The organism is Streptomyces canus 299MFChir4.1 (assembly GCF_000383615.1).
Taxonomy (GTDB): domain Bacteria; phylum Actinomycetota; class Actinomycetes; order Streptomycetales; family Streptomycetaceae; genus Streptomyces; species Streptomyces canus_C.
This window is the reverse complement of record NZ_KB911600.1, coordinates 123,975-147,604: the sequence shown is the minus strand read 5'-3', so window position 1 is coordinate 147,604 and position 23,630 is coordinate 123,975. Positions and strand designations below refer to the sequence as shown.

Annotated in this window: 19 protein-coding genes and 1 riboswitch; of the genes, 9 read left to right on the top strand and 10 right to left on the bottom strand. The window is 70.2% G+C overall.

Features of this window, described 5'->3' with window-relative positions:
• Nucleotides 1–42: 42 nt before the first annotated feature.
• A complete protein-coding gene (locus tag H293_RS0132030; protein ID WP_020121909.1) occupies nt 43–2,886 on the bottom strand; it encodes a bifunctional acetate--CoA ligase family protein/GNAT family N-acetyltransferase in 2,844 nt (947 codons plus the stop codon).
• A gap of 187 nt (nt 2,887–3,073) precedes the next feature.
• Here H293_RS0132030 and H293_RS0132025 point away from each other — a divergent pair, with 187 nt between their 5' ends.
• A complete protein-coding gene (locus H293_RS0132025; protein ID WP_020121908.1) occupies nt 3,074–3,355 on the top strand; it encodes an HPr family phosphocarrier protein in 282 nt (93 codons plus the stop codon).
• 126 nt (nt 3,356–3,481) lie between these two features.
• Here the strand turns inward: H293_RS0132025 and H293_RS0132020 are convergent, their stop codons facing one another.
• From H293_RS0132020 to H293_RS0132005, 4 genes are all read right to left on the bottom strand, one after another.
• On the bottom strand, nt 3,482–4,177 hold the full coding sequence (locus H293_RS0132020; protein WP_020121907.1) for a GntR family transcriptional regulator: 696 nt from the start codon (nt 4,175–4,177) through the stop codon (nt 3,482–3,484).
• 188 nt (nt 4,178–4,365) lie between these two features.
• Nucleotides 4,366–5,118, bottom strand: a complete 753-nt coding sequence (locus tag H293_RS0132015) for a M23 family metallopeptidase (protein ID WP_020121906.1) — start codon at nt 5,116–5,118, stop codon at nt 4,366–4,368.
• Between the two features lie 13 nt (nt 5,119–5,131).
• Nucleotides 5,132–5,289, bottom strand: a riboswitch (cyclic di-AMP (ydaO/yuaA leader).
• 191 nt (nt 5,290–5,480) lie between these two features.
• Nucleotides 5,481–6,869 (bottom strand): M16 family metallopeptidase, encoded by a 1,389-nt coding sequence (locus H293_RS0132010; protein WP_020121905.1) that lies wholly within the window; start codon nt 6,867–6,869, stop codon nt 5,481–5,483.
• A complete protein-coding gene (locus tag H293_RS0132005; RefSeq protein WP_199790219.1) occupies nt 6,866–8,260 on the bottom strand; it encodes a M16 family metallopeptidase in 1,395 nt (464 codons plus the stop codon). Before H293_RS0132005 ends, H293_RS0132010 begins: the two co-directional genes overlap by 4 nt.
• Before the next feature lie 327 nt (nt 8,261–8,587).
• Here H293_RS0132005 and H293_RS0132000 point away from each other — a divergent pair, with 327 nt between their 5' ends.
• Nucleotides 8,588–11,041: a DNA gyrase/topoisomerase IV subunit A gene (locus H293_RS0132000; protein WP_020121903.1), complete on the top strand. Its 2,454-nt coding sequence runs from the start codon at nt 8,588–8,590 to the stop codon at nt 11,039–11,041.
• Here H293_RS0132000 and H293_RS0131995 read toward each other — a convergent pair.
• The gene (locus H293_RS0131995) at nt 11,038–12,126 is read right to left on the bottom strand and encodes a CobW family GTP-binding protein (protein ID WP_028808376.1); all 1,089 of its coding nucleotides are present in this window, start codon (nt 12,124–12,126) and stop codon (nt 11,038–11,040) included. The genes H293_RS0132000 and H293_RS0131995 overlap by 4 nt on opposite strands.
• 322 nt (nt 12,127–12,448) lie before the next feature.
• Between H293_RS0131995 and H293_RS0131990 the strand changes: the two genes are divergently transcribed.
• From H293_RS0131990 to H293_RS0131980, 3 genes are all read left to right on the top strand, one after another.
• Nucleotides 12,449–12,952, top strand: a complete 504-nt coding sequence (locus H293_RS0131990; RefSeq protein ID WP_028808375.1) for a DUF6082 family protein — start codon at nt 12,449–12,451, stop codon at nt 12,950–12,952.
• A gap of 287 nt (nt 12,953–13,239) precedes the next feature.
• Nucleotides 13,240–13,476: a hypothetical protein gene (locus H293_RS0131985; protein ID WP_020121900.1), complete on the top strand. Its 237-nt coding sequence runs from the start codon at nt 13,240–13,242 to the stop codon at nt 13,474–13,476.
• A gap of 415 nt (nt 13,477–13,891) precedes the next feature.
• The gene (locus H293_RS0131980; protein WP_220450796.1) at nt 13,892–14,599 is read left to right on the top strand and encodes a DUF6082 family protein; all 708 of its coding nucleotides are present in this window, start codon (nt 13,892–13,894) and stop codon (nt 14,597–14,599) included.
• Between the two features lie 3 nt (nt 14,600–14,602).
• On the opposite strand, the gene H293_RS0131975 is transcribed toward H293_RS0131980, so the two are convergent.
• Complete coding sequence (locus H293_RS0131975) at nt 14,603–15,766, bottom strand: citrate synthase/methylcitrate synthase (RefSeq protein ID WP_020121898.1); 1,164 nt, start codon at nt 15,764–15,766, stop codon at nt 14,603–14,605.
• A gap of 112 nt (nt 15,767–15,878) precedes the next feature.
• Between H293_RS0131975 and H293_RS0131970 the strand changes: the two genes are divergently transcribed.
• From H293_RS0131970 to H293_RS0131955, 4 genes are all read left to right on the top strand, one after another.
• Complete coding sequence (locus H293_RS0131970; protein WP_020121897.1) at nt 15,879–17,141, top strand: citrate synthase; 1,263 nt, start codon at nt 15,879–15,881, stop codon at nt 17,139–17,141.
• Between the two features lie 51 nt (nt 17,142–17,192).
• Nucleotides 17,193–18,137 (top strand): sucrase ferredoxin, encoded by a 945-nt coding sequence (locus tag H293_RS0131965; RefSeq protein WP_020121896.1) that lies wholly within the window; start codon nt 17,193–17,195, stop codon nt 18,135–18,137.
• Nucleotides 18,138–18,269: 132 nt separating this feature from the next.
• Complete coding sequence (locus H293_RS0131960; protein WP_051138185.1) at nt 18,270–19,937, top strand: ATP-binding protein; 1,668 nt, start codon at nt 18,270–18,272, stop codon at nt 19,935–19,937.
• Nucleotides 19,937–20,617 carry a response regulator gene (locus H293_RS0131955; RefSeq protein ID WP_020121894.1) on the top strand — a complete coding sequence of 227 codons (681 nt, stop codon included), beginning with the start codon at nt 19,937–19,939 and terminating at the stop codon, nt 20,615–20,617. Before H293_RS0131960 ends, H293_RS0131955 begins: the two co-directional genes overlap by 1 nt.
• 15 nt (nt 20,618–20,632) lie before the next feature.
• Here the strand turns inward: H293_RS0131955 and H293_RS0131950 are convergent, their stop codons facing one another.
• The 3 genes from H293_RS0131950 to H293_RS0131940 form a co-directional block, all read right to left on the bottom strand.
• Entirely contained in the window at nt 20,633–21,706 is a 1,074-nt protein-coding gene (locus H293_RS0131950; RefSeq protein ID WP_020121893.1) for an ABC transporter substrate-binding protein, read from the bottom strand.
• A gap of 79 nt (nt 21,707–21,785) precedes the next feature.
• Nucleotides 21,786–22,664 (bottom strand): ABC transporter permease, encoded by an 879-nt coding sequence (locus H293_RS0131945; RefSeq protein WP_020121892.1) that lies wholly within the window; start codon nt 22,662–22,664, stop codon nt 21,786–21,788.
• Nucleotides 22,654–23,469, bottom strand: a complete 816-nt coding sequence (locus tag H293_RS0131940) for an ABC transporter ATP-binding protein (protein ID WP_020121891.1) — start codon at nt 23,467–23,469, stop codon at nt 22,654–22,656. Before H293_RS0131940 ends, H293_RS0131945 begins: the two co-directional genes overlap by 11 nt.
• Nucleotides 23,470–23,630 lie beyond the last annotated feature (161 nt).

The following is a 23,630-nucleotide window of genomic DNA, read 5'->3' as shown; positions in this document are numbered from 1 at the left end:
CCTACGGTGGCGCGCTGACTGCGAGGCACCGGTCGCCGCCGCTCAGTACGCGGGAAGGGTCCGCGGGCCGAGGTCGTCGCGGGCGGGCGGCGGCGCGAGCCGTACGGAGGCGCCGAGGACGCTCAGGCCGCGCGGGGCGACGACGACCGGCTCCAGGGTGACCGCGACGACCTCGGGATGGTCGTCGACCAGCCGGGACACCCGCAGCAGGAGCTCCTCCAGCGCGGGTGTGTCGACCGGGGTGGAACCGCGCCAGCCGAAGAGGAGCGGCGCGGTCCGGATCGAGCGGACCAGGGTCGCCGCCTCCCGGTCGGTGACCGGAATCAGCCGGTGCGCGGTGTCGTCGAGCAGCTGCGAGGCCGCCCCGGCCAGCCCGAAGGACAGCACGGCGCCGGCGGCGGGGTCGATGACGGCCCGGATCACGGTGTCCACCCCGCGCGGGGCCATCCCCTGCACCACGGGTCGCAGTTCGTCCGGCGTGCCGAACAGTTCGGTCAGCTCGGTGTACGCCCGCCGCAGCTGCTCCTCGTCCGCGAGATCGAGGCGTACGCCACCGAGGTCGGCGCGGTGGCGCAGGTGCGGGGCGGTGGCCTTGAGGGCGACCGGGTAGCCGAGGGCGGCGGCAGCCTGGACGGCGGCGTCGGCGGTGGTGCCGGGCAGGGCGCGGTGGAGCTGGACGCCGTACTTGGCGAGCAGCTCGCAGGTCTCCTCGGGGCCGAGGGTGAGTCCCTGCCCGCGCGTGAGCAGGCCGTCGATCAGGGTCGCGGCGCCCTTCTCGTCGATGTCCGCGTCGATGGACTCGGGCACCTTGCCGGGCTCGGCGGCCTCCCGGCGCCACTGCGCGTACTGCACGGCGTCGGCGAGGGCCCGCACCGCGCGCTCGGCTGCGGGGTAGGCGGGGATGAGGCGGTCGCTGTTCCCGGGCGCGGGCGGCTGCGCGGGGGCCTGGGTGGCCCGCAGCCGGTCCAGGGCGCGGAACGGGTGGTCGGCACGGATCTTCGGCGGGCCCGCGGCGGCCTGGGGCGCGGTGCTGGTCGCCGCCGACAGGGCCTCCGCGAGCCCGCCGAGCTCGACATGGACCACGAGGACCGGCTTGCCGGGGACCTGCTCCGCCGCGGACCGGAGCGCCTCGGCCAGGGCGGCGTCGCCGGCGGTCCCCTCGCCGACCGCTGGGATGGCCGTCACGATCACCGCGTCGCAGGAGTCGTCGGCCAACGCGCGCGCGAGGGCCGCGTGGAAGTCCTCCGGCACGGCCGCCGTGGTCAGGTCCAGCGGGGCCGACGGCCTCAGCCCCTCGGCCACGCACGCGTCGTAGGTGAGCAGGCCGAGCGACTCGGAGTTGCCGAGGATCGCCACCCTGGGTCCGGTGGGCAGCGGCTGGCGGGCCAGCAGGAGGCCGGTGTCCACGAGTTCGGTGATGGTGTCGACCTGGATCACGCCGGCCTGCCGGAGCAGCGCGGACACCGTGGCGCGCGGCAGGCGCGTGGCGCGGACGGCGTGGCCCTGCGGGGCGGTGCCGGAACCCTGCACGACGACCAGGGGCTTGGCCGCCGCCGTCCGCCTGGCGAGGCGGGTGAACTTGCGGGGGTTGCCGATGGACTCCAGGTACATGAGGACGACGTCGGTGTGCGGGTCGTCGTACCAGTACTGAAGGACGTCGTTGCCGGAGACGTCGGCGCGGTTGCCGGAGGAGACGAAGGTGGAGACGCCGGTGACGCCGGTGACGCCGCCGCCGCGCCGGTGCAGCCGGGAGAGCAGGGCGATGCCGATGGCGCCGGACTGGGCGAAGAGGCCGATCCGGCCGGCCCGGGGGGTCTCGGGGGCCAGTGAGGCGTTGAGGCGGACGTCCGGGTTGGTGTTGATGATCCCGAAGGCGTTCGGGCCGATGATCCGCATGCCGTACGCGCGTGCGTGCCGCACGAGTTCACGCTGGCGCTCGCGCCCTTCGGGGCCGCTCTCGGCGTACCCGGCGGAGAGCACGACGAGCCCCTGGACGCCGTGTGCCCCGCACTCGGCGACGACCTCGGGGACGTGCTCGGCCGGTACGGCGACGACCGCGACGTCCACGGGGCCGTCGATGTCCCCCACCGAGCGGTGTGCGGGGATGCCGTCGAGGTCCTTCTGGTCCTCGGGGAACGCCTTGTTCACGGCGTACAGGCGACCGGTGAAGCCGTAGTCCCTGATGTTGCCGAGCACGCTGCGGCCCACACCGCCCTCGGCGCGTCCGACGCCTACGACGGCGACGGAACCGGGGGTGAGCAGCCGCTGCACCGAGCGCGACTCGGCGCGCTGCTCGCGCGCGTACTGCACGGCGAGCGAGCGGTCGGTGGGCTCCAGGTCGAACTCCAGGCGTACGACGCCGTCCTCGAAGCTGCGCTTCTGGGTGTACCCGGCGTCGGTGAACACCTTGATCATCTTGACGTTGGCGGGCAGCACCTCGGCGGCGAAGCGCCGGATGCCGCGCTCGCGGGCGACGGCCCCGATGTGTTCGAGGAGGGCGGAGGCCACACCGCGCCCCTGGTGGGCGTCCTGCACGAGGAAAGCGACCTCGGCCTCGTCGGCGGGAGCCGATGCGGGCAGGCCGTCGGCGCCGATGCGGTCGTAGCGTACGGTGGCGATGAACTCGCCTCCGATGGTGGCGGCGAGACCCACCCGGTCCACAAAGTCGTGGTGCGTGAAGCGGTGGACGTCCTTGGCGGACAGGCGCGGGTAGGGCGCGAAGAAACGGTAGTACTTCGACTCGTCCGAGACCTGCTCGTAGAAGCTGACCAGGCGATCGGCGTCGTCGACGGTGATGGGCCGGATGCGCGCGGTGCCGCCGTCGCGCAGCACCACGTCGGCTTCCCAGTGGGCGGGGTACTCGTGCCGGTCCGACGCGCTCTGCATGGGCCCCAGCGTACGGCTCGCGTACGACAACGGCGCGAGGCAGTCTGTGGAGAACGCGCGAGGACGGACGTCGGGCCGAGGCCGCGGTCCGACGACTTGCCCCGGAGGGACTTCGGGTCCTGTCCGGAGACACTTCACGTGTGGGAAACTGGTCTAGACAACCTTGAGAACCGAAGGGCAGCATCACATGGCTGAGCGCCGCGTCAACGTCGGCTGGGCCGAGGGCCTCCACGCCCGCCCCGCTTCCATCTTCGTCCGGGCCGCCACGGCCGCAGGTATCCCGGTGACGATCGCCAAGGCCGACGGCAAGCCCGTCAACGCGGCCTCCATGCTGGCCGTTCTCGGCCTGGGCGCCCAGGGCGGCGAGGAGATCGTCCTCGCCTCCGACGCCGAGGGTGCGGACGCGGCCCTCGACCGGCTCGCGAAGCTGGTCGCCGAGGGACTCGAGGAGCTTCCCGAGACCGTCTGAGTTCGGGTTTCCCGAAAAGCACCGAGGGGCTCGTCCGAATTATCGGGCGGGCCCTTCGCTTTTCCCTTTTGCGGGCAGCAGAAATACTCCCCCGCGAATTACTCCTCTTTGTATACGGCGCCCGTGTTAATGCCGCACACCCGTCACGTTTACAGGAGGTTGCGAGGTCCTCACACGGTCCGCGCGGTCCTGCCCCGAGGCGAACCGCAGCCGGTGCGCCGCGCCCGAGCGCTCGGTGTGCAGCGCCGTGATCGCCCGCGCCCGCTCGGCGTCCCCGCGTGCCACCGCGTCCACGATCGCGCCGTGCTCCGCCCAGGACTCCGCCGGGTTGGCGGGGGCGTCCACGACGTACATCCAGGCGATCTTGTGCCGCAGCTGGGTCAGCAGGGAGGTCAGCGCGGGGCTGCCGGAGGCCTGGGCGAGCGTCTCGTGGAACCAGCCCCCCAGGGAGCGCAGGTCGTCGCTGTTGCCCCGCCTGGCCCGCTCCTGGCCCAGCCTGACCAGGCCGCGCAGCACCTTCAGATGGGCCTCGGTGCGCCGCTGGGCGGCCCGGGTGGCGCCGAGCGGTTCGAGGAGCATGCGCATCTCCAGGAGGTCGGCGCCCTCCTGCTCGGTCGGTTCGGCCACGCACGCGCCCGCGTGCCGCCGCGTCACCACGAAGCCCTCGGCCTCCAGGGTGCGCAGGGCCTCGCGGACGGGGACGCGGGAGACTCCGTAGCGACGGGCGAGCAGTTCCTCGGTGAGCCGGCTCCCGCGCTCGTGGACACCTGCGACGATGTCGTCCCGGATCGCCGTGCATACCGAGTGCGCCGGAATACGCATGTCCGACCTCCGTCTTAATCCCCGTGAAACGTCGCCGATTGACGTGTGTTCAGTGACTCTATTGCAATCAGCGGGAATTTCCGACGGCGGACCGGAATCCAGAGATATTTTTTGGACAACGGGCCGCTGGAAACGACGAAACCCCGGCTCGGGGAGCCGGGGTCTCGCGGAGTGTGCGCGACGGGTCGTCAGACGTTCACGCCGTGCGAGCGCAGGTAGGAGACGGGGTCGATGTCCGAGCCGTACTCCGGGCTGGTGCGCGCCTCGAAGTGCAGGTGCGGTCCGGTGACGTTGCCGGTCGCGCCGGAGAGGCCGATCTGCTGGCCGGGGATGACCGACTGGCCGACCGAGACGCCGATGGACGACAGGTGGCCGTACTGGGTGTACGTGCCGTCGGCCATCCTGATCACGATCTGGTTCCCGTACGACCCGCCCCAGCCCGTCTCCACGACGGTGCCGCGGCCGACCGCGTGCACGGAGGTGCCGCTGGCGGCGTGGAAGTCGACACCGGTGTGGCTGCCGGAGGACCACAGGGAACCGCCGGTCTTGTAGCCGGTGGAGATGTAGGAGCCGGAGATCGGGGCGACGAAGGCGTTGAGGCGCTTGCGCTCGGCCTCACGGGCGGCGCGCTCCTTGGCCTCGCGTATCTCCTTGGCGCGCGCCTCGGCCTTGCGCTTGGCCTCCGCCGCCGCCTTCTTCTGCGCGGCGGCCTGCGCCTGGGCCTCGGCCTGGGCGCCGAGCTGGTCCGCGAGGGAGTCGCCGACGGTGACGACGGGCATGAGACCGGTCTGCTCGACGGAGTTGTCGGCGGCGAGCGCCGGGGCCGCGACGGCGCCGAGGACGCCGGTGGTGGCAAGGGCCGCGACGCCCGCGGCGCGGGCGGTCGTGCGCTTCATACGGCTGGGACGACGGTGCTTCCCGGCGGCGCAGGTGAACGCCATGTGGTGGCTGATCCTTTCCTTCCTTCTCGCCTACCGGGTTAGCTGACGGGTTCGGAGCAGGAAGGTCTCCTACGGACCCCCTCGCGGTGCGCGGGCGTCCGATTCACCCCAGGGACGTGGGTCCCCGGCTCCCCTGGCTCGCGCCATGCGGGGACTCGGCGATGACTGTCCGGTGCCGCGGGCGCGGCGCGGTGCCTGACGGACAGCCCAGAGGACGCTAAGCGGGCCTGCTTTCAATCCCCAAACCGATCAGGGTGTTTGTAGCGAATCCCACAGGGCAGACAGGCAACCTCCTGCCCAATCCGGACATCTGAGGGCCCTGGTGACGTGTGCGCCACCAGGGCCCCCTGAGCCGGGTTCCTCTACTCGGCCGTCACGACCTTGACTTCGCCGATGCCGAGGGCTTCGACGGGCTCCTTGATGGCGGCCGCGTCGCCGACCAGGATCGTCACCAGCCGGTCCACCGGGAAGGCGTTCACGACGGCGGCGGTGGCCTCGACGGTGCCGGTCGCGGCGAGCTGCTGGTACAGGGTCGCCTGGTAGTCGTCGGGCAGGTGCTGCTCGACCTGGTCGGCCAGCGTGCTCGCGACGGCCGCGGCCGTCTCGTACTTGAGCGGTGCCACACCGACGAGGTTCTGTACGGCGACATCGCGTTCGGCGTCGGTGAGACCGCCCTCGGCGAGCGTGCGCAGCACCTTCCACAGGTCGTCCAGGGCGGGACCGGTGTTCGGGGTGTCGACCGAGCCGCTGATGGCGAGCATCGCGGCGCCCGAGCCGTCCGGGGCGGACCTGAGGACCTGGCCGAACGACCGTACGCCGTAGGTGTAGCCCTTCTCCTCGCGCAGGACGCGGTCCAGGCGGGAGGTGAGGGTGCCGCCGAGGCAGTACGTGCCGAGCACCTGCGCGGGCCACACGCGTGCGTGCCGGTCCGCTCCGATACGGCCGATCAGCAGCTGCGTCTGGACGGCGCCGGGGCGGTCCACGATGACGACCCGGCCGGTGTCGTCGGCGGTCACCGGCGGCACGGGGCGCGGCCGGCCGGTGGAGCCGGTCCAGGAGCCGAGGGTGTCGGCGAGCAGCGCGTCCAGGTCGATGCCGGTGAGGTCACCGACGACCACGGCGGTCGCGGTGGCGGGCCGCACGTGCTTCTCGTAGAAGGCGCGCACAGCCGCGGAGTCGATGTTCTCGACGGTCTCCTCGGTGCCCTGGCGGGGGCGCGACATACGCGAGTCGGCCGGGAACAGCTCCCTGGAGAGCTCCTTGGCCGCGCGGCGGGACGGGTTGGCCAGCTCGTGCGGGATCTCGTCGAGGCGGTTGCGGACGAGCCGCTCCACCTCGCTGTCCGCGAACGCGGGCGCCCTGAGCGCGTCGGCCAGCAGACCGAGCGCCTTGGCCAGGCGGGAGGCGGGCACTTCGAGGCTCAGGCGGACGCCCGGGTGGTCGGCGTGCGCGTCCAGGGTGGCGCCGCAGCGCTCCAGCTCGGCGGCGAAGTCCTCGGCGGAGTGCTTGTCGGTGCCCTCGGAGAACGCGCGCGCCATGATCGTGGCGACACCGTCCAGGCCGGCCGGCTCGGCGTCCAGGGGCGCGTCCAGGAGCACCTCGACGGCGACGACCTGCTGGCCGGGGCGGTGGCAGCGCAGGAGCGTGAGGCCGTTGTCGAGCGTCCCGCGCTCGGGGGCGGGGAAGGCCCAGACCTTGGGCTCGCCCGCCTGAGGCTGCGGGTGGAATTCCATCGCGGCGAGCTCGGTCACTTGGCCGCCTCCTCGTTCTCGTCGGTGGCTTCTACGGTCGCCGCGGCTTCCGGATCCTCGGCGGCGTCCTCCGCGCTGTCGGCGATCTCCGCCGGGGCGGTGGGCTCGTAGACGAGCACCGCGCGGTTGTCGGGGCGCAGTGTGGCCTTGGCGACCTCCTGCACCTCCTCGGCGCTCACCTCCAGGACGCGCTGTACGGCGGTCAGGGCGAGCTGCGGGTCGCCGAACAGGACGGCGTACCGGCACAGTTCGTCGGCGCGGCCCGCGACGGTGCCGAGCCGGTCCAGCCACTCGCGCTCCAACTGGGCCTGGGCGCGTTCCATCTCCTCGGCCGTGGGGCCCTCCTCGGCGAACCGCGCGAGCTCCTCGTCGATGGCGGCCTCGATGACCGGCACCTCGACGTCCCCCGAGGTCTTCACATCGAGCCAGCCCAAGGAGGGCGCCCCGGCCAGCCGCAGCAGACCGAAGCCGGCCGCGACGGCCGTACGGTCGCGCCGTACGAGCCGGTTGTAGAGGCGGGAGGACTCGCCGCCGCCGAGGACGGTGAGGGCGAGGTCGGCCGCGTCCGCCTCGCGGGTGCCGTCGTGCGGCAGCCGGTAGGCGGCCATCAACGCGCGCGCGGGGACCTCCTCCTCGACGACCTCACGCAGCTGCTCGCCGATGATCTGGGGCAGCGAGCCGTCGCGGGGCACGGGCTTGCCGTCGTGCGAGGGGATGGAGCCGAAGTACTTCTCGACCCAGGCGAGCGTCTGCTCCGGGTCGATGTCGCCGACGACCGACAGGACGGCGTTGTTGGGCGCGTAGTACGTGCGGAAGAACGCGCGCGCGTCCTCCAGGGTGGCCGCGTCCAGGTCGGCCATCGAACCGATCGGGGTGTGGTGGTAGGGGTGGCCCTCCGGGTAGGCGAGCGCGGTCAGCTTCTCGAACGCGGTGCCGTAGGGGACGTTGTCGTAGCGCTGCCTGCGCTCGTTCTTGACGACGTCGCGCTGGTTCTCCATCGACTCGTCGTCGAGGGCGGCCAGCAGCGAGCCCATGCGGTCGGCCTCCAGCCAGAGGGCGAGCTCCAGCTGGTGCGTCGGCATGGTCTCGAAGTAGTTGGTGCGCTCGAAGCTGGTGGTGCCGTTGAGCGAGCCGCCCGCACCCTGGACGAGCTCGAAGTGCCCGTTGCCCTTGACCTGTCCGGAGCCCTGGAACATCAAGTGCTCGAAAAGGTGAGCCAGGCCGGTACGCCCCTTGACCTCGTGGCGCGAGCCGACGTCGTACCAGAGGCACACCGCCGCGACCGGGGTCAGGTGGTCCTCGGAGAGCACCACGCGCAGCCCGTTGGCCAGGCGGTGCTCGGTCGCTGTCAGGCCCCCGGTGCCTGCCTGGTCTGTGGCCGTGTGACCCATGGGCATGTACGTCCCTTCGATCGCGGTCGCGGTCGTCAAAACCGCGTTTTTCCTGCCGGTCCTGCCACTGTATGCAAGCGTGCGGACCCTCGGCGAAGTTCCCGGAGCACATACGCCCACAGCGGATCGCGTAGCCTGCGGGCAACCGTGAGGGAGGCGCTGTGCGGTCGCCGGTCCGGGCGGCCCGGCCGGGCCCCGGCCCGAACTGTCAGTGCCGCGGTCCACAATGGTCCGCGTCAGATCCTGTTCACGCTTCAGCAAGAGTGAGCCAAAGGGCCGAAGTGAGCGACCCGTAGGCGAGCGACCAGAAAAGAGGAGCCGGCAGCGATGGCCCGCCGCAGCACGAAGACCCCGCCGCCCGACGACTCGTACGAGGAGCGGATCCTCGACATCGACGTCGTGGACGAGATGAAGGGCTCGTACCTCGAGTACGCGTACTCGGTCATCTACTCCCGCGCGCTCCCCGACGCCCGCGACGGCCTCAAGCCGGTGCACCGACGCATCGTCTACCAGATGAGCGAGATGGGCCTGCGCCCCGACCGCGGCTATGTGAAGTGCGCCCGCGTGGTCGGCGAGGTCATGGGTAAGTTGCACCCCCACGGTGACGCGTCGATCTACGACGCCCTGGTGCGCATGGCCCAGCCCTTCTCGATGAGCGTCCCGCTGGTCGACGGCCACGGCAACTTCGGCTCGCTGGGCAACGACGACCCGCCGGCCGCCATGCGGTACACCGAGTGCCGTGCCGCCGAGGCCGCGAGCCTGATGACCGAGTCCATCGACGAGGACACGGTCGACTTCGCGCCCAACTACGACGGCCAGGAGCAGGAGCCGGGCGCGCTGCCCGCCGCCTTCCCGAACCTCCTGGTGAACGGCGCCTCCGGCATCGCGGTCGGCATGGCCACCAACATGGCGCCGCACAACCTCACCGAGGTCATCGCGGCCGCCCGCCACCTGATCCGCTACCCGAACGCGGATCTGGACGCCCTGATGAAGCACATCCCGGGCCCCGACCTGCCCACCGGCGGCCGGATCGTCGGTCTCTCCGGCATCCGGGACGCCTACGAGACGGGCCGCGGCACCTTCAAGATCCGCGCGACGGTCTCGGTGGAGACGGTGACGGCCCGCCGCAAGGGCCTGGTCGTCACCGAGCTGCCCTTCACGGTCGGCCCGGAGAAGGTGATCGCCAAGATCAAGGACCTGGTCAACGCGAAGAAGCTCCAGGGCATCGCCGACGTCAAGGACCTCACCGACCGCGCGCACGGTCTGCGCCTGGTCATCGAGATCAAGAACGGCTTCGTGCCGGAGGCCGTCCTGGAGCAGCTCTACAAGCTGACGCCGATGGAGGAGTCCTTCGGCGTCAACAACGTGGCGCTGGTGGACGGACAGCCCCTCACGCTCGGCCTCAAGGAGCTCCTGGAGGTCTATCTCGACCACCGCTTCGAAGTGGTGCGCCGCCGCAGCGAGTTCCGGCGCACCAAGCGACGCGACCGGCTGCACCTGGTCGAGGGCCTGCTCACCGCGCTCGTCGACATCGACGAGGTCATCCGGATCATCCGCTCCAGCGACAACTCCGCGCAGGCGAAGGAGCGCCTGATCGAGCGCTTCTCGCTGAGCGAGATCCAGACGCAGTACATCCTGGACACGCCCCTGCGGCGGCTGACCCGGTTCGACCGCATCGAGCTGGAGTCGGAGCAGGAGCGGCTCAACGCGGAGATCGCGGAACTGACCCGGATCCTGGAGTCGGACGCCGAGCTGCGCAAGCTGGTCTCCGCCGAACTGGCCGCGGTCGCCAAGAAGTACGGCACCGAGCGGCGCACGGTCCTGCTGGAGGCCGGCGCGACGGCCCCCGTGGCCGCCGTACCGCTCCAGGTGGCGGACGACCCGTGCCGGGTGCTGCTGTCCTCGACGGGTCTGCTGGCCCGTACGGCGAACGGCGAGCCGTTCCCGGAGGAAGCAGGCGGCAATCGGGCCAAGCACGACGTGATCGTCTCCGCGGTGCCGGCCACCGCGCGCGGCGAGATCGGCGCGGTCACCTCGTCCGGCCGTCTGCTGCGGCTGAACGTCATCGACCTGCCGCAGCTCCCGGAGTCGGCCGCGAACCTCGCGGGCGGCGCCCCGCTGGCGGAGTTCCTCTCCCTGGAGGACGACGAGACCCTGATCTGCCTCACCACGCTGGACGAGTCCTCGCCCGGTCTGGCCCTCGGCACCGAACAGGGCGTCGTCAAGCGCGTGGTCCCCGACTACCCGTCCAACAAGGACGAGTTGGAGGTCATCACCCTCAAGGAGGGCGACCGGATCGTGGGCGCGGTGGAACTGCGCACCGGCGACGAGGACCTGGTCTTCATCTCCGACGACGCCCAACTCCTGCGTTACCAGGCCTCACAGGTCCGTCCGCAGGGTCGTCCGGCGGGCGGTATGACCGGCATCAAGCTCACCGAGGGCGCGAAGGTCATCTCCTTCACGGCGGTGGACCCGGCGGCCGACGCGGTCGTCTTCACGGTCGCGGGCTCGCGCGGCACGCTCGACGACTCGGTGCAGACGACGGCCAAGCTGACCCCGTTCGACCAGTACCCGCGCAAGGGCCGCGCCACGGGCGGCGTCCGCTGCCAGCGGTTCCTCAAGGGCGAGGACTGCCTGTCCCTGGCCTGGGCGGGCGCCGTCCCGGCCCGCGCGGCGCAGAAGAACGGCACACCGGCCGACCTCCCTGAGATCGACCCGCGCCGCGACGGCTCGGGCGTGTCGCTGGCGAAGACGGTGTCGGTGGTGGCGGGTCCGGTCTAGGCCGGTTCCTCCGGGTCCTCCTCGGTGCCCTGGACGTAGCGCAGGACGCCCCACATACCGGCCTCGTCGGCGGTGTGCGGGGCGTCTGTCGTGTCCGCCCCGCACGCCTCCAGTTCCTTGCCGAGCGCCTGGGTGTCGATACCGGAGCCGATGAGGACGAGCTGGGTGAGCCGGTCGTCCCCGGCGTCCCAGGGCTCCGGGTAGAACCGCAGGAAGCTGCCGACGGCGTGGACGGCGTAACGGTTGCGGGCGTCGTACGGCCCGAAGTCGACGTACCCCTTGATCCGGTACAGCCCCTCCGGCCTGCTGTCGAGGAAGGCCATCAACCGACGGGGGTCCATGGGCACATCGGAACGGAACGCCACGCTGTCGTAGCCGGAGTGCAGGTGGTCCTCGTGGCCGTGCTCGTCGGTGTGGTCGTCGAGGTCGTCGAGGTCGTCGAAGGAGAGCTGTCCGATGCGCTCCTCGCTGGGCCGGCAGTCGAAGAGGAACTCGGGGTCGATACGGCCGTAGGTGGCCGGGACGACGGCGGCGCGGTCGACGAGGGACCGGACGACGGCCAGAACGCGCTCGGCATCCTGGGGAGCCGCCCGGTCGAGCTTGTTGACCACGACGAGGTCGGCGAGGCCGAGGTGCCGGTCGAGCTCGGGATGTCTGGCGCGGGTGTCGTCGAACTCGGCGGCGTCGACGACCTCGACGAGGCCGCCGTAGACGACATGGGGCTGCTCACTTGCGAGCACCATGCGGACGAGTTCCTGCGGCTCTGCGAGCCCGCTGGCCTCGATGACGATGACGTCGATGCCGGTATCGGGGTGGGCGAGCCGGGAGAGGTACTGGTCGAGTTCGCCGACGTCGACGGCGCAGCACAGGCAGCCGTTCCCGAGGGAGACGGTCGAGTCGCCGAGCGCGCCGGCGACGGCCATGGCGTCGATCTCGATGGCACCGAAGTCGTTGACGACGGCTCCGATACGGCTGCCTCCGCTGCGGTGGAGGAGGTGATTGAGGAGCGTGGTCTTGCCGGAACCCAGGAATCCGGCGAGCACGACGACCGGGATCTGCCGGGGGCTCCCGCTCGGCTGACTCAACGTACGACCTCTTTCGCGCTGCTGCGTGCACCGGATCGCGGTCCCGGCGCACGTACGAGGTTTCTCTGCCGGACCAGGATACGAGCCGGAATAATCACCGCGAAGTGAACGATTGTTAGCAGCACTTGCGGGGCAGACGTTGGGCAAGGCGCCGGTCCGTGCGACCCTCACTTCCCTCCGTGCGCCTCCTCTCCGCCTCCCCCGCCGATCAGAGCCGCTCGGCACCCTGGGAGACGGCAAGCGCCGCCCACCGCTCGCCGGTCCCCATCAGTCGACCCGCACCCCGACGACCGGCGGACGGCCGTTTGAATCGGGGATTGACATGGCCACACAGAAGTCTGGGATGCGGGGGATCGCCTCGACTGCCAGGGCAAAGTTGACAGCAGGGGCACGTTTTGTCTCTGCGCGTTCGTACCACCGCAGGCGGGCCTCGCTGACCGAACAGCACAGGCTCCACTTCGATCTGCTTTGCAAAGCGATGGACGACCCGACCCTGGCTGCAGTTCTCGACACATACGAGGCCGACATCCCGCTCGAGAAGCAGCGTCAGTTCCTGTTCGCGAACGCCCTGTACGTCAACGCCCTGTACTTCCACCGCATCGGGGCCCTGACCCTGCCGGAGCTCTATGGGCATCTGCGGGTCATTTGCCAGAACCGCGTGTTCCGCGAGTACTGGGAGGCCACGCGACATCACCGCAAGAGCCTGCCGGATACATCCGAGGAATCCACTCTCGGACGCATGATGGACGACCTGATCCAAGAACTCGATGGTGCGGACACAGACGAGTGGTGGGTTGTGGGCGAACCACCGGAAGAACCGACCTGACAGCGTTCACACTGTCACAAACCGCACCTCACGCCCCATAGCTCAGACACAAAACGATCAGGGCGGAGCGTCGCGAGTCAAGAATGGGCGCAGAACTTCACTCACTCGCCTCTCCATATCTCGCGCACCATACGCCCCAGAGTCGATATGTTGTGCCCTGCCCTCTCCGGGCGCTCCGACGGACACCAGGCGCTCGGAGAGATCGCCCTGCCGGCACACCCAACGGACAGTCAGGCCAGGCTCGGAGAGCACCTCATCATTCAGAGCCATGAAGGTGGTATCTCCCTGTGAAGATCGTGCGCCGACTCGGTGCGTCCCCCCGTGAGCGCGGAAGCGCCGCCGGCCAGACCTGTCCGGACATCTTCGAGCTGCAGGACGGCAACTTCGCCGTCATCGGGACAGATGTCACTGAGGAACTGGACGGGAAACTGCCGCCGGACGCAGGACGAGCCGAGTACGAGCGGATCGTGATGATCACTCGCGAAACGCTTCTCCGCGCGAAACGGGACATTCCCAACTCCTGAGTCTGCACCGCGCAGTTCTACCGATCCCTCCCGCACACTCTTCAGGACGAAGGCCCATGGACGTCCCTGACCACCTCCACATAGTCCGCTGCATCTCCAAGTGCCATACCGGCCAGACGTGTCCGGCAGTACTGGAACTGTCGAACAAGCACTACGCAGCAATCGGGAGTCGCACGACCGCAGAAGAAGCAGGCAACCTCCGACCGATCAAGCCAGGCGAGGTAGCGATCATCATTCCGCGTAGCACGCTCCTACGTGCACTGTCGAACATCAAGGCCGCCTGACAACGGCCCACGCTGCGGGACTGGACCTCTCTCATACAACCCGGTCCCGCAGCATGCGACGTTTCCCAGCCGGTTTCTCTACCCGCAGTGCGGGCAGTATGTTCCGGTCGGGTTCGGGGGAGGTGGCCGGCATGGCGAATGATCGCGCATCGCGTTCAGTCGTCAAGGCCTGCGCATGGTCAGCTGCGGCCGTAGCTGGAATTGCAGTGGTAGGCGCAGCTTCCATTGTCGTCAGTGGATGGCTCATCGACGGAGTGGAGCAGGCCAACGGTAGTCGGCGTACTGCCATTGAGCGCAGCGTCGTGGGCGACTACTTCGGCGCTGCCAGCGCCGTCTTCTCAGGTCTCGCACTGATCCTGCTGGTGGTGACAGTCCTGCTCCAGCAGCGAGAGATCCAGCTGCAGCGCCGGGAACTTGCCTTACAACGCGAGGAGTTGATTGCTTCTCGAACCGAGCTTCGACGAAGCGCCGCAGCGGACCTGCGGGCGCTCCACATACAACTCACTCAAATGCAGATGGACGACCCTGCGTTGAGTGAGGTGTGGAACGACTACCCAGGCCAGCCCCCTGCTGTGATAAGACAGCATCTCTTTGCCAATCTGACGTACAGCCACCTGCTACTGGTCCACCAGTGGGGCGATCGGTCGGAGGCAGACCTACTCCGCGAAGCCAGATACATGTTGCGCAGCCCGGCGTTTCGCCGCTACTGGGCGGCTTCGCGCTCCTTGAAGGAGTCTCTGGCACCCGACTCCGACGAAGGACGCATGTTCAGGGTGTTCGAGCGTGCCATAGCCGAGGCCGACGGAGGCAGTCTGGCGCCTACGCCCCCAGCAGCCTGAGCGTCAAATCAACGGCACCGCCACCGGCGCCTCCGCCCCCACATACCGCGCCACCGGCCGAATGATCTTCGAATCCGCCGCCTGCTCCAGGATGTTCGCGCTCCACCCCACCACCCGCCCCGCCGCGAAGGTAGGCGTGAACATCTCGCGAGGCAGCCCGCACAGTTCCATGACCACACCGGCGTAGAACTCGACGTTGGTGTGCAGCTCCCGCCCCGGCTTCAGCTCGGCCAGGATCGCCTCGACATGCCGTTCCACCTCGACGGCGAAATCCACTCGGGGCCCGCCGAACCGCTGGGCGACCTCCCGGAGCATCCGGGAACGCGGGTCCTCCGTGCGGTAGATCGCGTGGCCGAAGCCCATGATCCGTTCACCGGCGAGCACGCGCTCGCGGATCCAGGGGTCGATACGGTCGGGCGTACCGATCGCGTCCAGGGTGTCCAACGCCCGGCTCGGCGCTCCCCCGTGCAGCGGCCCGGACAAGGCTCCTACGGCCCCCACGAGACACGCCACGACATCCGCCCCCGTCGACGCGATGACCCGTGCCGTAAAGGTTGATGCATTGAATCCGTGATCAATGGTTGAGATCAAGTACTGCTCCACCGCCCGGGCCCGCTGCGGCTCCGGCTCGGAACCCGTCAACATGTAGAGGTAGTTCGCCGCGTACGAGAGATCCTCACGCGGCTCCACCGGTTCGAGCCCCTTGCCCAGCCGGTGCAGTGCGGTGAGCAGCGTCGGCACCGCGGCGGCCGCCATGAGTGTGTCCCGCCGCCGCTCGTCCGGGCCGATGTCGTACACCGGCCGGAACCCCTTCGCCGCACCGAGCAGCGACAAGGCCGTGCGCATACCGGCGAGAGGACCCGACCGTCCGCTCGCCGCGGCGATCGCGGGCAGCGCCGCCCGCACCCCGTCCGGCAGTCGCCGAGGCGCAGCGGTCTCGGCGCGGAAGGCCAGGGCCTGTCCGGCGTCCGGCAGTTCGCCGTGGACCAGGAGATGCCAGACGTCCTCGAAGGTGCGTGTCTGCGCGAGCTCGACGGCCGAGTACTGGCGGTAGTGATAGAACCCCTCGCGCCCCCGAACGTCCCCGACCTCGGTGTCGGTGACGACGACGCCGGCGAGTCCTCGTGGTACGTCGACGAGTGGGGTTGTGGACCTGTTGACCGACATGATTCCTCCCTGGACTTGATTCGACTGTCCATGGTTGACTCAATAGCTGTCAATGTTGATTGAATCAACATATCCCGATCAACCTACCCGGCTGCGGATACGGTGACCTCTTATGCGCGATCAAGACCCCCTCCCCGGTCCCGCCGACCACCGGCTCAGCACCAAGGAAGCCGCCGAACTGCTGGGCGTGAAACCCGAGACGGTCTACGCCTATGTGAGCCGCGGCCAGCTCAGCAGCCGACGTGTCCCCGGCGGCCGGGGCAGCACCTTCGACGCCAAGGAGGTGGAGACCCTCGCCCGGCGCAACCGCCGGGAGAGCGGCGCGAGTCCGGGCTCCGGCGGCGAACTGTCCGTACGGACCCGCATCACGTTCATCGACCGGGACCGCTACTACTTCCGGGGGGTCGACGCGACCGAACTCGCCGCGCGCCACTCCTACGAAGAGATCGCGGAGTGGCTCTGGACCGGACGAATGCAGCCCGGCGTCACCTTCACCGCCCCCGACGCCACCGTCGACACGGCCCGCCGCGCGGTGGACGCACTGCCCGAACACACCGGCCCCACCGACCGGTTGCGCGTCGCCGCGATCGCAGCCGCGGCGGCCGACCCGCTGCGTTTCGACCTGTCCGAGGAGGCGGTGCTCGGCACCGCACGGACCCTCATCCCCACCCTTGTCGCCGCCCTGCCACCCGTGCTCCACGACCGCCGCAGGGACGACGGCCGACTGGCCCCCCGGCTGTGGACGCGACTGAGCGGACGCAAGCCCGACGAGGCGTCCCTGCACGCCCTGGACACCGCGCTCGGCCTTCTCGTCGACCACGACCTCGCCGCCTCGACCCTCGCGGTACGCGTCGCCGCCTCGGCACGCGCGCACGCGTACGCGGCCGTCTCCGCCGGACTCGGTGTCCTGGAGGGTCCCTTGCACGGCGCGGCCAGCGGGCTCGCGCACCGGCTGCTGCTCGACGTGCTCGACCGTGGCGACGCGGCCCCCGTGATCGCGGAGGAGCTGCGGGCCGGCCGCCGCATCCCGGGCCTCGGCCACCGGCTCTACCCGGGCGAGGACCCACGCGCGCGCGCCCTGTTCGCCCTCCTTGAGGAGATCCCACGGGCCGAGCCCGCCCTCCTCGCGGCCCAGGACATCGTGGCCACCACCGCCCGGCACACTCCCCTGAAGGCCAACGTGGACCTGGCCCTCGCCGTACTCACCGCCTCCTCCGGGATGCCGTCCACGGCCGGCGAGACGATCTTCGCCGTCGCCCGTACGGCGGGCTGGATCGCCCACGCGCTGGAGGAGTACGGGGAACGCCCGCTGCGCATGCGCCCGAGCGGCACCTATGTGGGCCCGAAACCACCGCAACCGCTGCCGGAGCCCTGACGGGGAGGCGGCCGGAATCGCCTCGCACCGAGTCAGGTTAGGCTCACCTCTGTGAGTACCTGCTCAACGGTCTCGCACGACCTCGACGAGCCCGTTTCCGGAACCGCGGCCACCGCGCGGACCTGGCTGCTGCTGGAGCAGTCCGGCCCCTGGGGTGCCAAGGCGCTCACTTCGAGCCACCTCGACCCCGCGCTGGGCCGCGCCCTGGAGGCCGCGGCGAAGGACACGGGCGTGCGCATCGCGCTCATCCGCCGCCCCGGCCGGCACGCCGACAGCGGAACACCCACCATCCGGCAGGTGTACGCCGCCCACACCGTGCCCGGCAACGTGTGGCTGCACAGCGCGACGACCCGCGACCCGCGGGACCTGCTCGGCCTGGACCTCGCCGCACTCGGCAGCGGCGATCACAGCGGCTTCGACGCGGTGCTCGGCGGAGGTCCCCACACCGGCGATCCGCTCGCGCTCGTCTGCACCAACGGCAAGCGGGACCGCTGCTGCGCGCTCCTCGGCCGTCCGCTCGCCGCGGCACTGGCCGCCTCCGGCGTCGAGGGTGCCTGGGAGGTCACCCATCTGGGTGGTCACCGGTTCTCCCCGACCTTGCTCGTCCTGCCGTACGGCTACGCCTACGGCCGCGCCGAGACCCATGCCGTCATGGAGGTTCTCCACAGCGTCCAGGAGGGCCGGATCGTGGTCGAGGGGTGTCGCGGCAACTCCGCCTGGGAGCGTCCCGGCCAGGCGGCCGAGCTGGCCGTCCGCACGGCGGTGCGCGAGTACGAGGCAGAGGCCCTGACCGTCGTCCGTACGGACGGCGCGGCCCCGCACTGGGAGGTGACCGTCGCGCACACCGACGGCCGCCACTGGCGCGTCCTCGTGGCCCAGACGGCGTCCCTGCCGCACCGGCCCGAGAGCTGCGGGGCAGCGGTGCTCGGCTCTCCCGCGCGGATGGACGTGGTCGGGGTGCGCGAGCTGAGGACGTCGCCGGCGATGGCGAGCTGACACGACAGGCGGGTTGATCACGGCGCCCCGGTTCCCGCTCGTCCGCCGCACCGGTCCGTCAATGTGTTGATCAAGAGATCCATGCCACACCCCCTGCGGCGAATCCGTCGCCTCCCCGTACCGTTCATGGGTATGAGCCGCACTCCCCCCGCCCGCCGCCTGCGACTCGGACTGCCCCGCCGGGTGTTCTCGCAGGTGCTTCTGATGCAGTTGGCGATCGCCGCGGGAGTCGTGGTGCTCGCGACCGGTCTGTTCCTCGCACCCTTGAGCAACCAGCTGGACGACCAGGCGATGCGCCGGGCGCTGGCCATCGCCCAGACCACCGCCGCGGAGTCGCAGATCGCCGAGCAGGTCAAGGACACGCCCCCGCTGCCCGACGGCCCCGTCCAGCGGGAGGCCGAGCGGATCCGCAGGGCGACCGGGGCCGAGTACGTCGTCGTGATGGACTGGCGAGGCGTCCGCTGGTCGCACCCCACCCGCGGCGAGGTGGGCAGGACCGTCTCGACCGACCCGGGCCAGGCCCTGTCCGGCAAAGAGATCATGCAGATCGACAGCGGCACCCTGGGGCGCACCGCCCGCGGCAAGGTGCCGTTGTACGACAGCCGGCACAGGATCGTCGGGGCCGTCTCCGTCGGCATCGCCTACGACAGCGTGCGCGCCCGGCTGATCCACGCGATCCCGGGGCTGTTCGCGTACGCCGGCGGGGCCCTCGCCGTCGGCGCGCTGGCCGCCTGGTTCATCTCCAGGAGAGTGCAGCGGCAGACCCGTGACCTGGCCTTCTCCGACATCTCCGCCCTCCTCGCCGAGCGCGAGGCCATGCTGCACGGCATCCGGGAAGGCGTCGTCGCCCTCGACCGGGCCGGACGCGTCCGCCTGCTCAACGACGAGGCCAGGCGCCTGCTGGGCATCGGCGACGAGGCCGTCGGACGCTCCCCCGACGAGGCGCTCGGGGACGGCCGTACGGCCGACGTCCTGGCCGGTCGCGTGACGGGCACCGATCTGGTCACCGTGCGCGGCCAGCGGGTGCTGGTCGCCAACCGGATGCCCACCGACGACGGCGGTGCCGTCGCGACCCTGCGCGACCGCACCGAACTGGAACAGCTCGGCCGGGAGCTCGACTCGACCCACGGTCTCATCGACGCCCTGCGCGCCCAGGACCACGAGCACGCCAACCGGATGCACACGCTCCTGGGCCTGCTGGAGCTGGAGATGTACGACGACGCCGTGGAGTTCGTCGGAGAGGTCGTCGGCGACCACCGGGCCACCGCGGAGCAGGTCACCGAGAAGATCGAGGATCCCCTGCTCGCCGCACTGCTGGTGGGCAAGGCGACCGTCGCCGCCGAGCGCGGGGTCGCCCTGTGGGTCTCCGACCGGACCCGGCTGCCGGACCGGCTGGTCGACCCGAGCGGCCTGGTCACGATCGTCGGCAACCTGGTGGACAACGCCCTGGACGCGGTCGCCGGCGACCTCCACGCGCGCGTGGAGGTCGAGTTGCGCACGGAGGGGCGTGCCGCGGTCCTCCGGGTGCGGGACACCGGGCCCGGAATCCCGGTGGAACAGCGGGAACTGGTCTTCACCGAGGGCTGGTCCACCAAGGAGGCCCCCGCGCACCGGGGGCGCGGCCTCGGGCTCTCCCTCGTGCGCAAGCTCGCCGAACGCCAGGGGGGCAGCGTGGCCGTGGCGGAGGCGGACGGCGGAGGCGCGGAGTTCACCGTCGTACTGCCCGACGCGCTGGCCGAGCCGCAACCGGCGCTCACCGCGCCGCCGGCCCAGCGGACCGCCATCGAGGAGGAGTCGTGATGATCGAGGTCCTGGTCGTGGACGACGACACCCGCGTGGCGCGCGTCAACGCCGCCTACGTCGAGAAGGTGCCCGGCTTCCATGTGGCCGGCGAGGCGCACAGCGCCGCGGACGCGCTGCGGCAGCTGGAGGCGCTGCCCCACGTCGACCTGGTCCTCATGGACCACTACCTGCCCGACGAGACGGGTCTTGCGGTCGTCCAGGAGATGCGCCGGCGCGGCCACCAGACCGACGTCATCATGGTAACGGCGGCACGGGACGTGACGACCGTGCAGGCGGCGATGCGGCACGGCGCGCTGCAGTACCTGGTCAAGCCGTTCGCCTTCGCGGGCCTCAGGGCCAGGCTGGAGGCGTACGCCGAGTTGCGGCGCACCCTGGACGGCGGCGGCGAGGCGGAACAGGCGGAGGTCGACCGCATCTTCGGCGCTCTCTCCTCGCCGGCGGAGCCCGATCTGCCCAAGGGGCACTCCCCGACCACGGTGGAGGTGGTCCGCAGGTCTCTGATGAACGCCGAGGGGCCTCTGTCGGCTCAGGAGATCGCCGACCGCACCGGGGTGAGCCGGCAGACCGCCCAGCGCTATCTGAAGCTCCTGGAGCGCACGGGGCGGGCCAGACTGACCCTCAAGTACGGCGACGCGGGCCGCCCGGAACACCGTTACGTGTGGGCGACCCGCGCGTGAGGAGGGGCCTCGCGCTCAGCCTGTGGTGCCCTGCGCGGCCTTCTCGACGAACTCGGTCGTGTACGTCTTGTCGAGGTCCACGTCGGCGTTCTGGATGTTGGGGTTGAACGCCTTGAGGACCTTCTCGACGGTCTCGGGGCCGCCCTTGGGCATCACGCCGTCCTTGGTGAACATCGGCAGCGTGTTCTTGATGGCCACCGCATAGAGCAGCTTGTTGCCCTGCGAGTAGTCGGCGGGCATCTTGTCGGCGATCTGGGTGGCGCTGTGGGTGGACATCCACTTGAGCGTCTTGACGAACGCGTTGGCCAACTTCTGGACGGTCTCCTTGTGACCGTTGACCCAGTCCGTCTGCATGTACAGGCTTGACGACGGATACGGACCGCCGAGTGCCTCCTCGGAGCCCTGGGGCGTGCGCATGTCCAGGAGGATCTTGCCGGCCTTCTTGTCCAGGATCGTCGCGACGGTCGGGTCGGTCGTCATGCCGCCGTCGATGGAGCCCTGCTGGAGCGCCGAGATGAAGGTCGGTCCCGCGCCGACGGCGACCGGGGTGAAGTCGCTGACCTTCACGCCGTTCTTGACGGCGAGGTACTTGGTGAGGAAGTCGGTCGAGGAGCCGAGCCCCGTGACGCCGAGCTTCCTGCCCTTGAAGTCCTTGGCCGAGGTGATGTCGCTCGCCGCCTTGTTCGAGACGATCTCCACCTCACCGGGCGCGTGGGAGAACTGCACGACCGACTCCACGTCCTTGCCCTTGACCTGCAGGTCGAGGGTGTGGTCGTAGAAGCCGACGGCCCCCTGGACCTGTCCGGAGACGAGCGCGGTCTCGGCCTGGACACCGGCGGGCTCGCTCAGCAGCTCCACGTCGAGTCCCTCGGAGTCGAAGTAGCCGAGCCGCTGGGTGAGCATCGCGGGCAGGTAGATGACCTTGTCGAGGCCACCGACCATGATCTTGACCTTGGTCCCCTTGCCGTCGCCCTTGCTTCCCGAGTCGGCCGACGCCGTACTGGCGGCGTCATTGGCACAGGCGGTGAGCGAGGAGAGGGCGAGCAGGCCGGCGGCGGCCAGGGAGGTGAGTCTGGCGGTCTTGCGCATGGAGTTCACGTCCTTGTGAGGGGCGGTGCGGGAAGGGCTGAAGCTGGAGCTGGGGAGGGGGCGGCTGCCGTTGACGGGCTCAGCTGTCGGAACCCGTCGGCTTCCAGCGGAAGATGCGGCGCTCGGCGAAGGTGAGCAGCCCTTCGGCGAGGAGTGCGACGACGGCGAGGATGACCATCGCGGCGTACACACCGGCCGCGTTGAAGGTGCCCTGCGACTGCGCGACGAGCAGTCCGATGCCCTTGGTCGCCCCGATGTACTCCCCGACGATCGCGCCGATGAGGGCGAAACCGAAGCTGACGTGCAGGCTGGTGAAGATCCACGAGGTCGCGGACGGGATGACGACCTGAAGCGTCACCCTGCGGTCGCTCGCGCCAAGGATGCGCGCGTTGGCGACCAGGTTGCGGTCGACCTCTCGGGCGCCCTGGAAGGCGTTGAAGAAGACCGGGAAGAAGACCAGGACGACGGCCGAGGCCACCTTGGAGGCCGGTCCGAGCCCGAACCAGATCACGAAGATGGGTGCGAGGACGATCCTCGGTATCGAGTTGAGCACCTTGATGTATGGACCAAGGACGTCGGCAAGCAAGGTGATCCGCCCCAGCGCGATACCGAACACCACACCGGCCACCACACCGACGACCCAGCCCAGCAGCGCCTCGTACAGCGTGTACCAGATCTGTTCGCCCAACGAACCGAGTGCGGTCCCGTGCGTCACCCAGGTCCAGATCTGGTCCCAGATCTTCGAGGGCATGGAGAAGTTGAAGGGATCGATGGCCTCGGTCCGAGAGAGCACTTCCCACAGACCGAGTACGGCCACCAGGAGCAGCACCCGGGACACGCTGACGACGATCCGGCGTCGGCGGGCGGCACGCGCGCGTGAGTGCGCGCGGTCGGTCTTGTCACCGGGGTCGGTCGAGGCCGGTGCGACCTGGGCCTCGGGCATGACGTCAGGCGACATGGGCGGCGCTCCTCTCGCGAGTGATGCGGACCTCTTCGCCGAGGGACTCCCAGATCTCGCGGTAGATCTCGATGAACCGCGGCTCCAGTCGCACCGACTCGACCTTGCGCGGCCGCGGCAGGTCGATGTCGAAGACCTGCTTGACGGTGGCGGGTCCGGCCGTCATCACGACGACCTTGTCGGCCAGCGCGATGGACTCCTCCAGGTCGTGGGTGACGAAGACGACGGAGGCGCCCGTGCCCTCCCACAGTTCGAGGAGTTCGTCGGACATCAGGGCCCGGGTCTGCACGTCGAGCGCGGAGAACGGCTCGTCCATGAGCAGGATCTCGGGATCGTTGACGAAGGTGGCGGCGAGCGCGACCCGCTTGCGCATGCCTCCGGAGAGCTGATGGGGGTAGCGGTCCTCGAAGGCCGCGAGCCCGACCCGGGCCAGCCATTCCCGCGCCTTCTGCCTGGCCTCCGCCTTGGGCACACCGCGGAAGCGAGGGCCGGCCATGACATTGGACAGGACCGTGCGCCAGGGGAAGGTGGCGTCCTGCTGGAACACGAAACCGACCTTGTCCCCGACTCCCCGGACCGGCTCCCCGACGACCAGGACCTCACCCTCGGAGGGCTCCTCCAACCCGCTGACCAGCGTCAACGTAGTCGACTTGCCGCAGCCCGTGGGCCCGACGACCGCCACGAACTCCCCACGCCCCACCGTGAGGTCAAGTCCCCTGACAGCCGTGTGCAGACCCCCCGACGGGGTCCGGAATGTCTTGCTCGCGCCCCGCAGCTCGATGGCGGGGCTGGTGTCTGCGCTCATGGCCGGGGACGGTAGATGTGGCCTGCGCCACGGCATCAGTCTTCTGGGCACATGCCGTTCTTTTGCCTGCAACAGCCTGTTGTGCTCGTTTTGCGCGCGCTACAAACAGCGAAGCCGAAACACGGGCGTTACGCCCGCCAGGCCTTGAGGGAAAGAGGCCC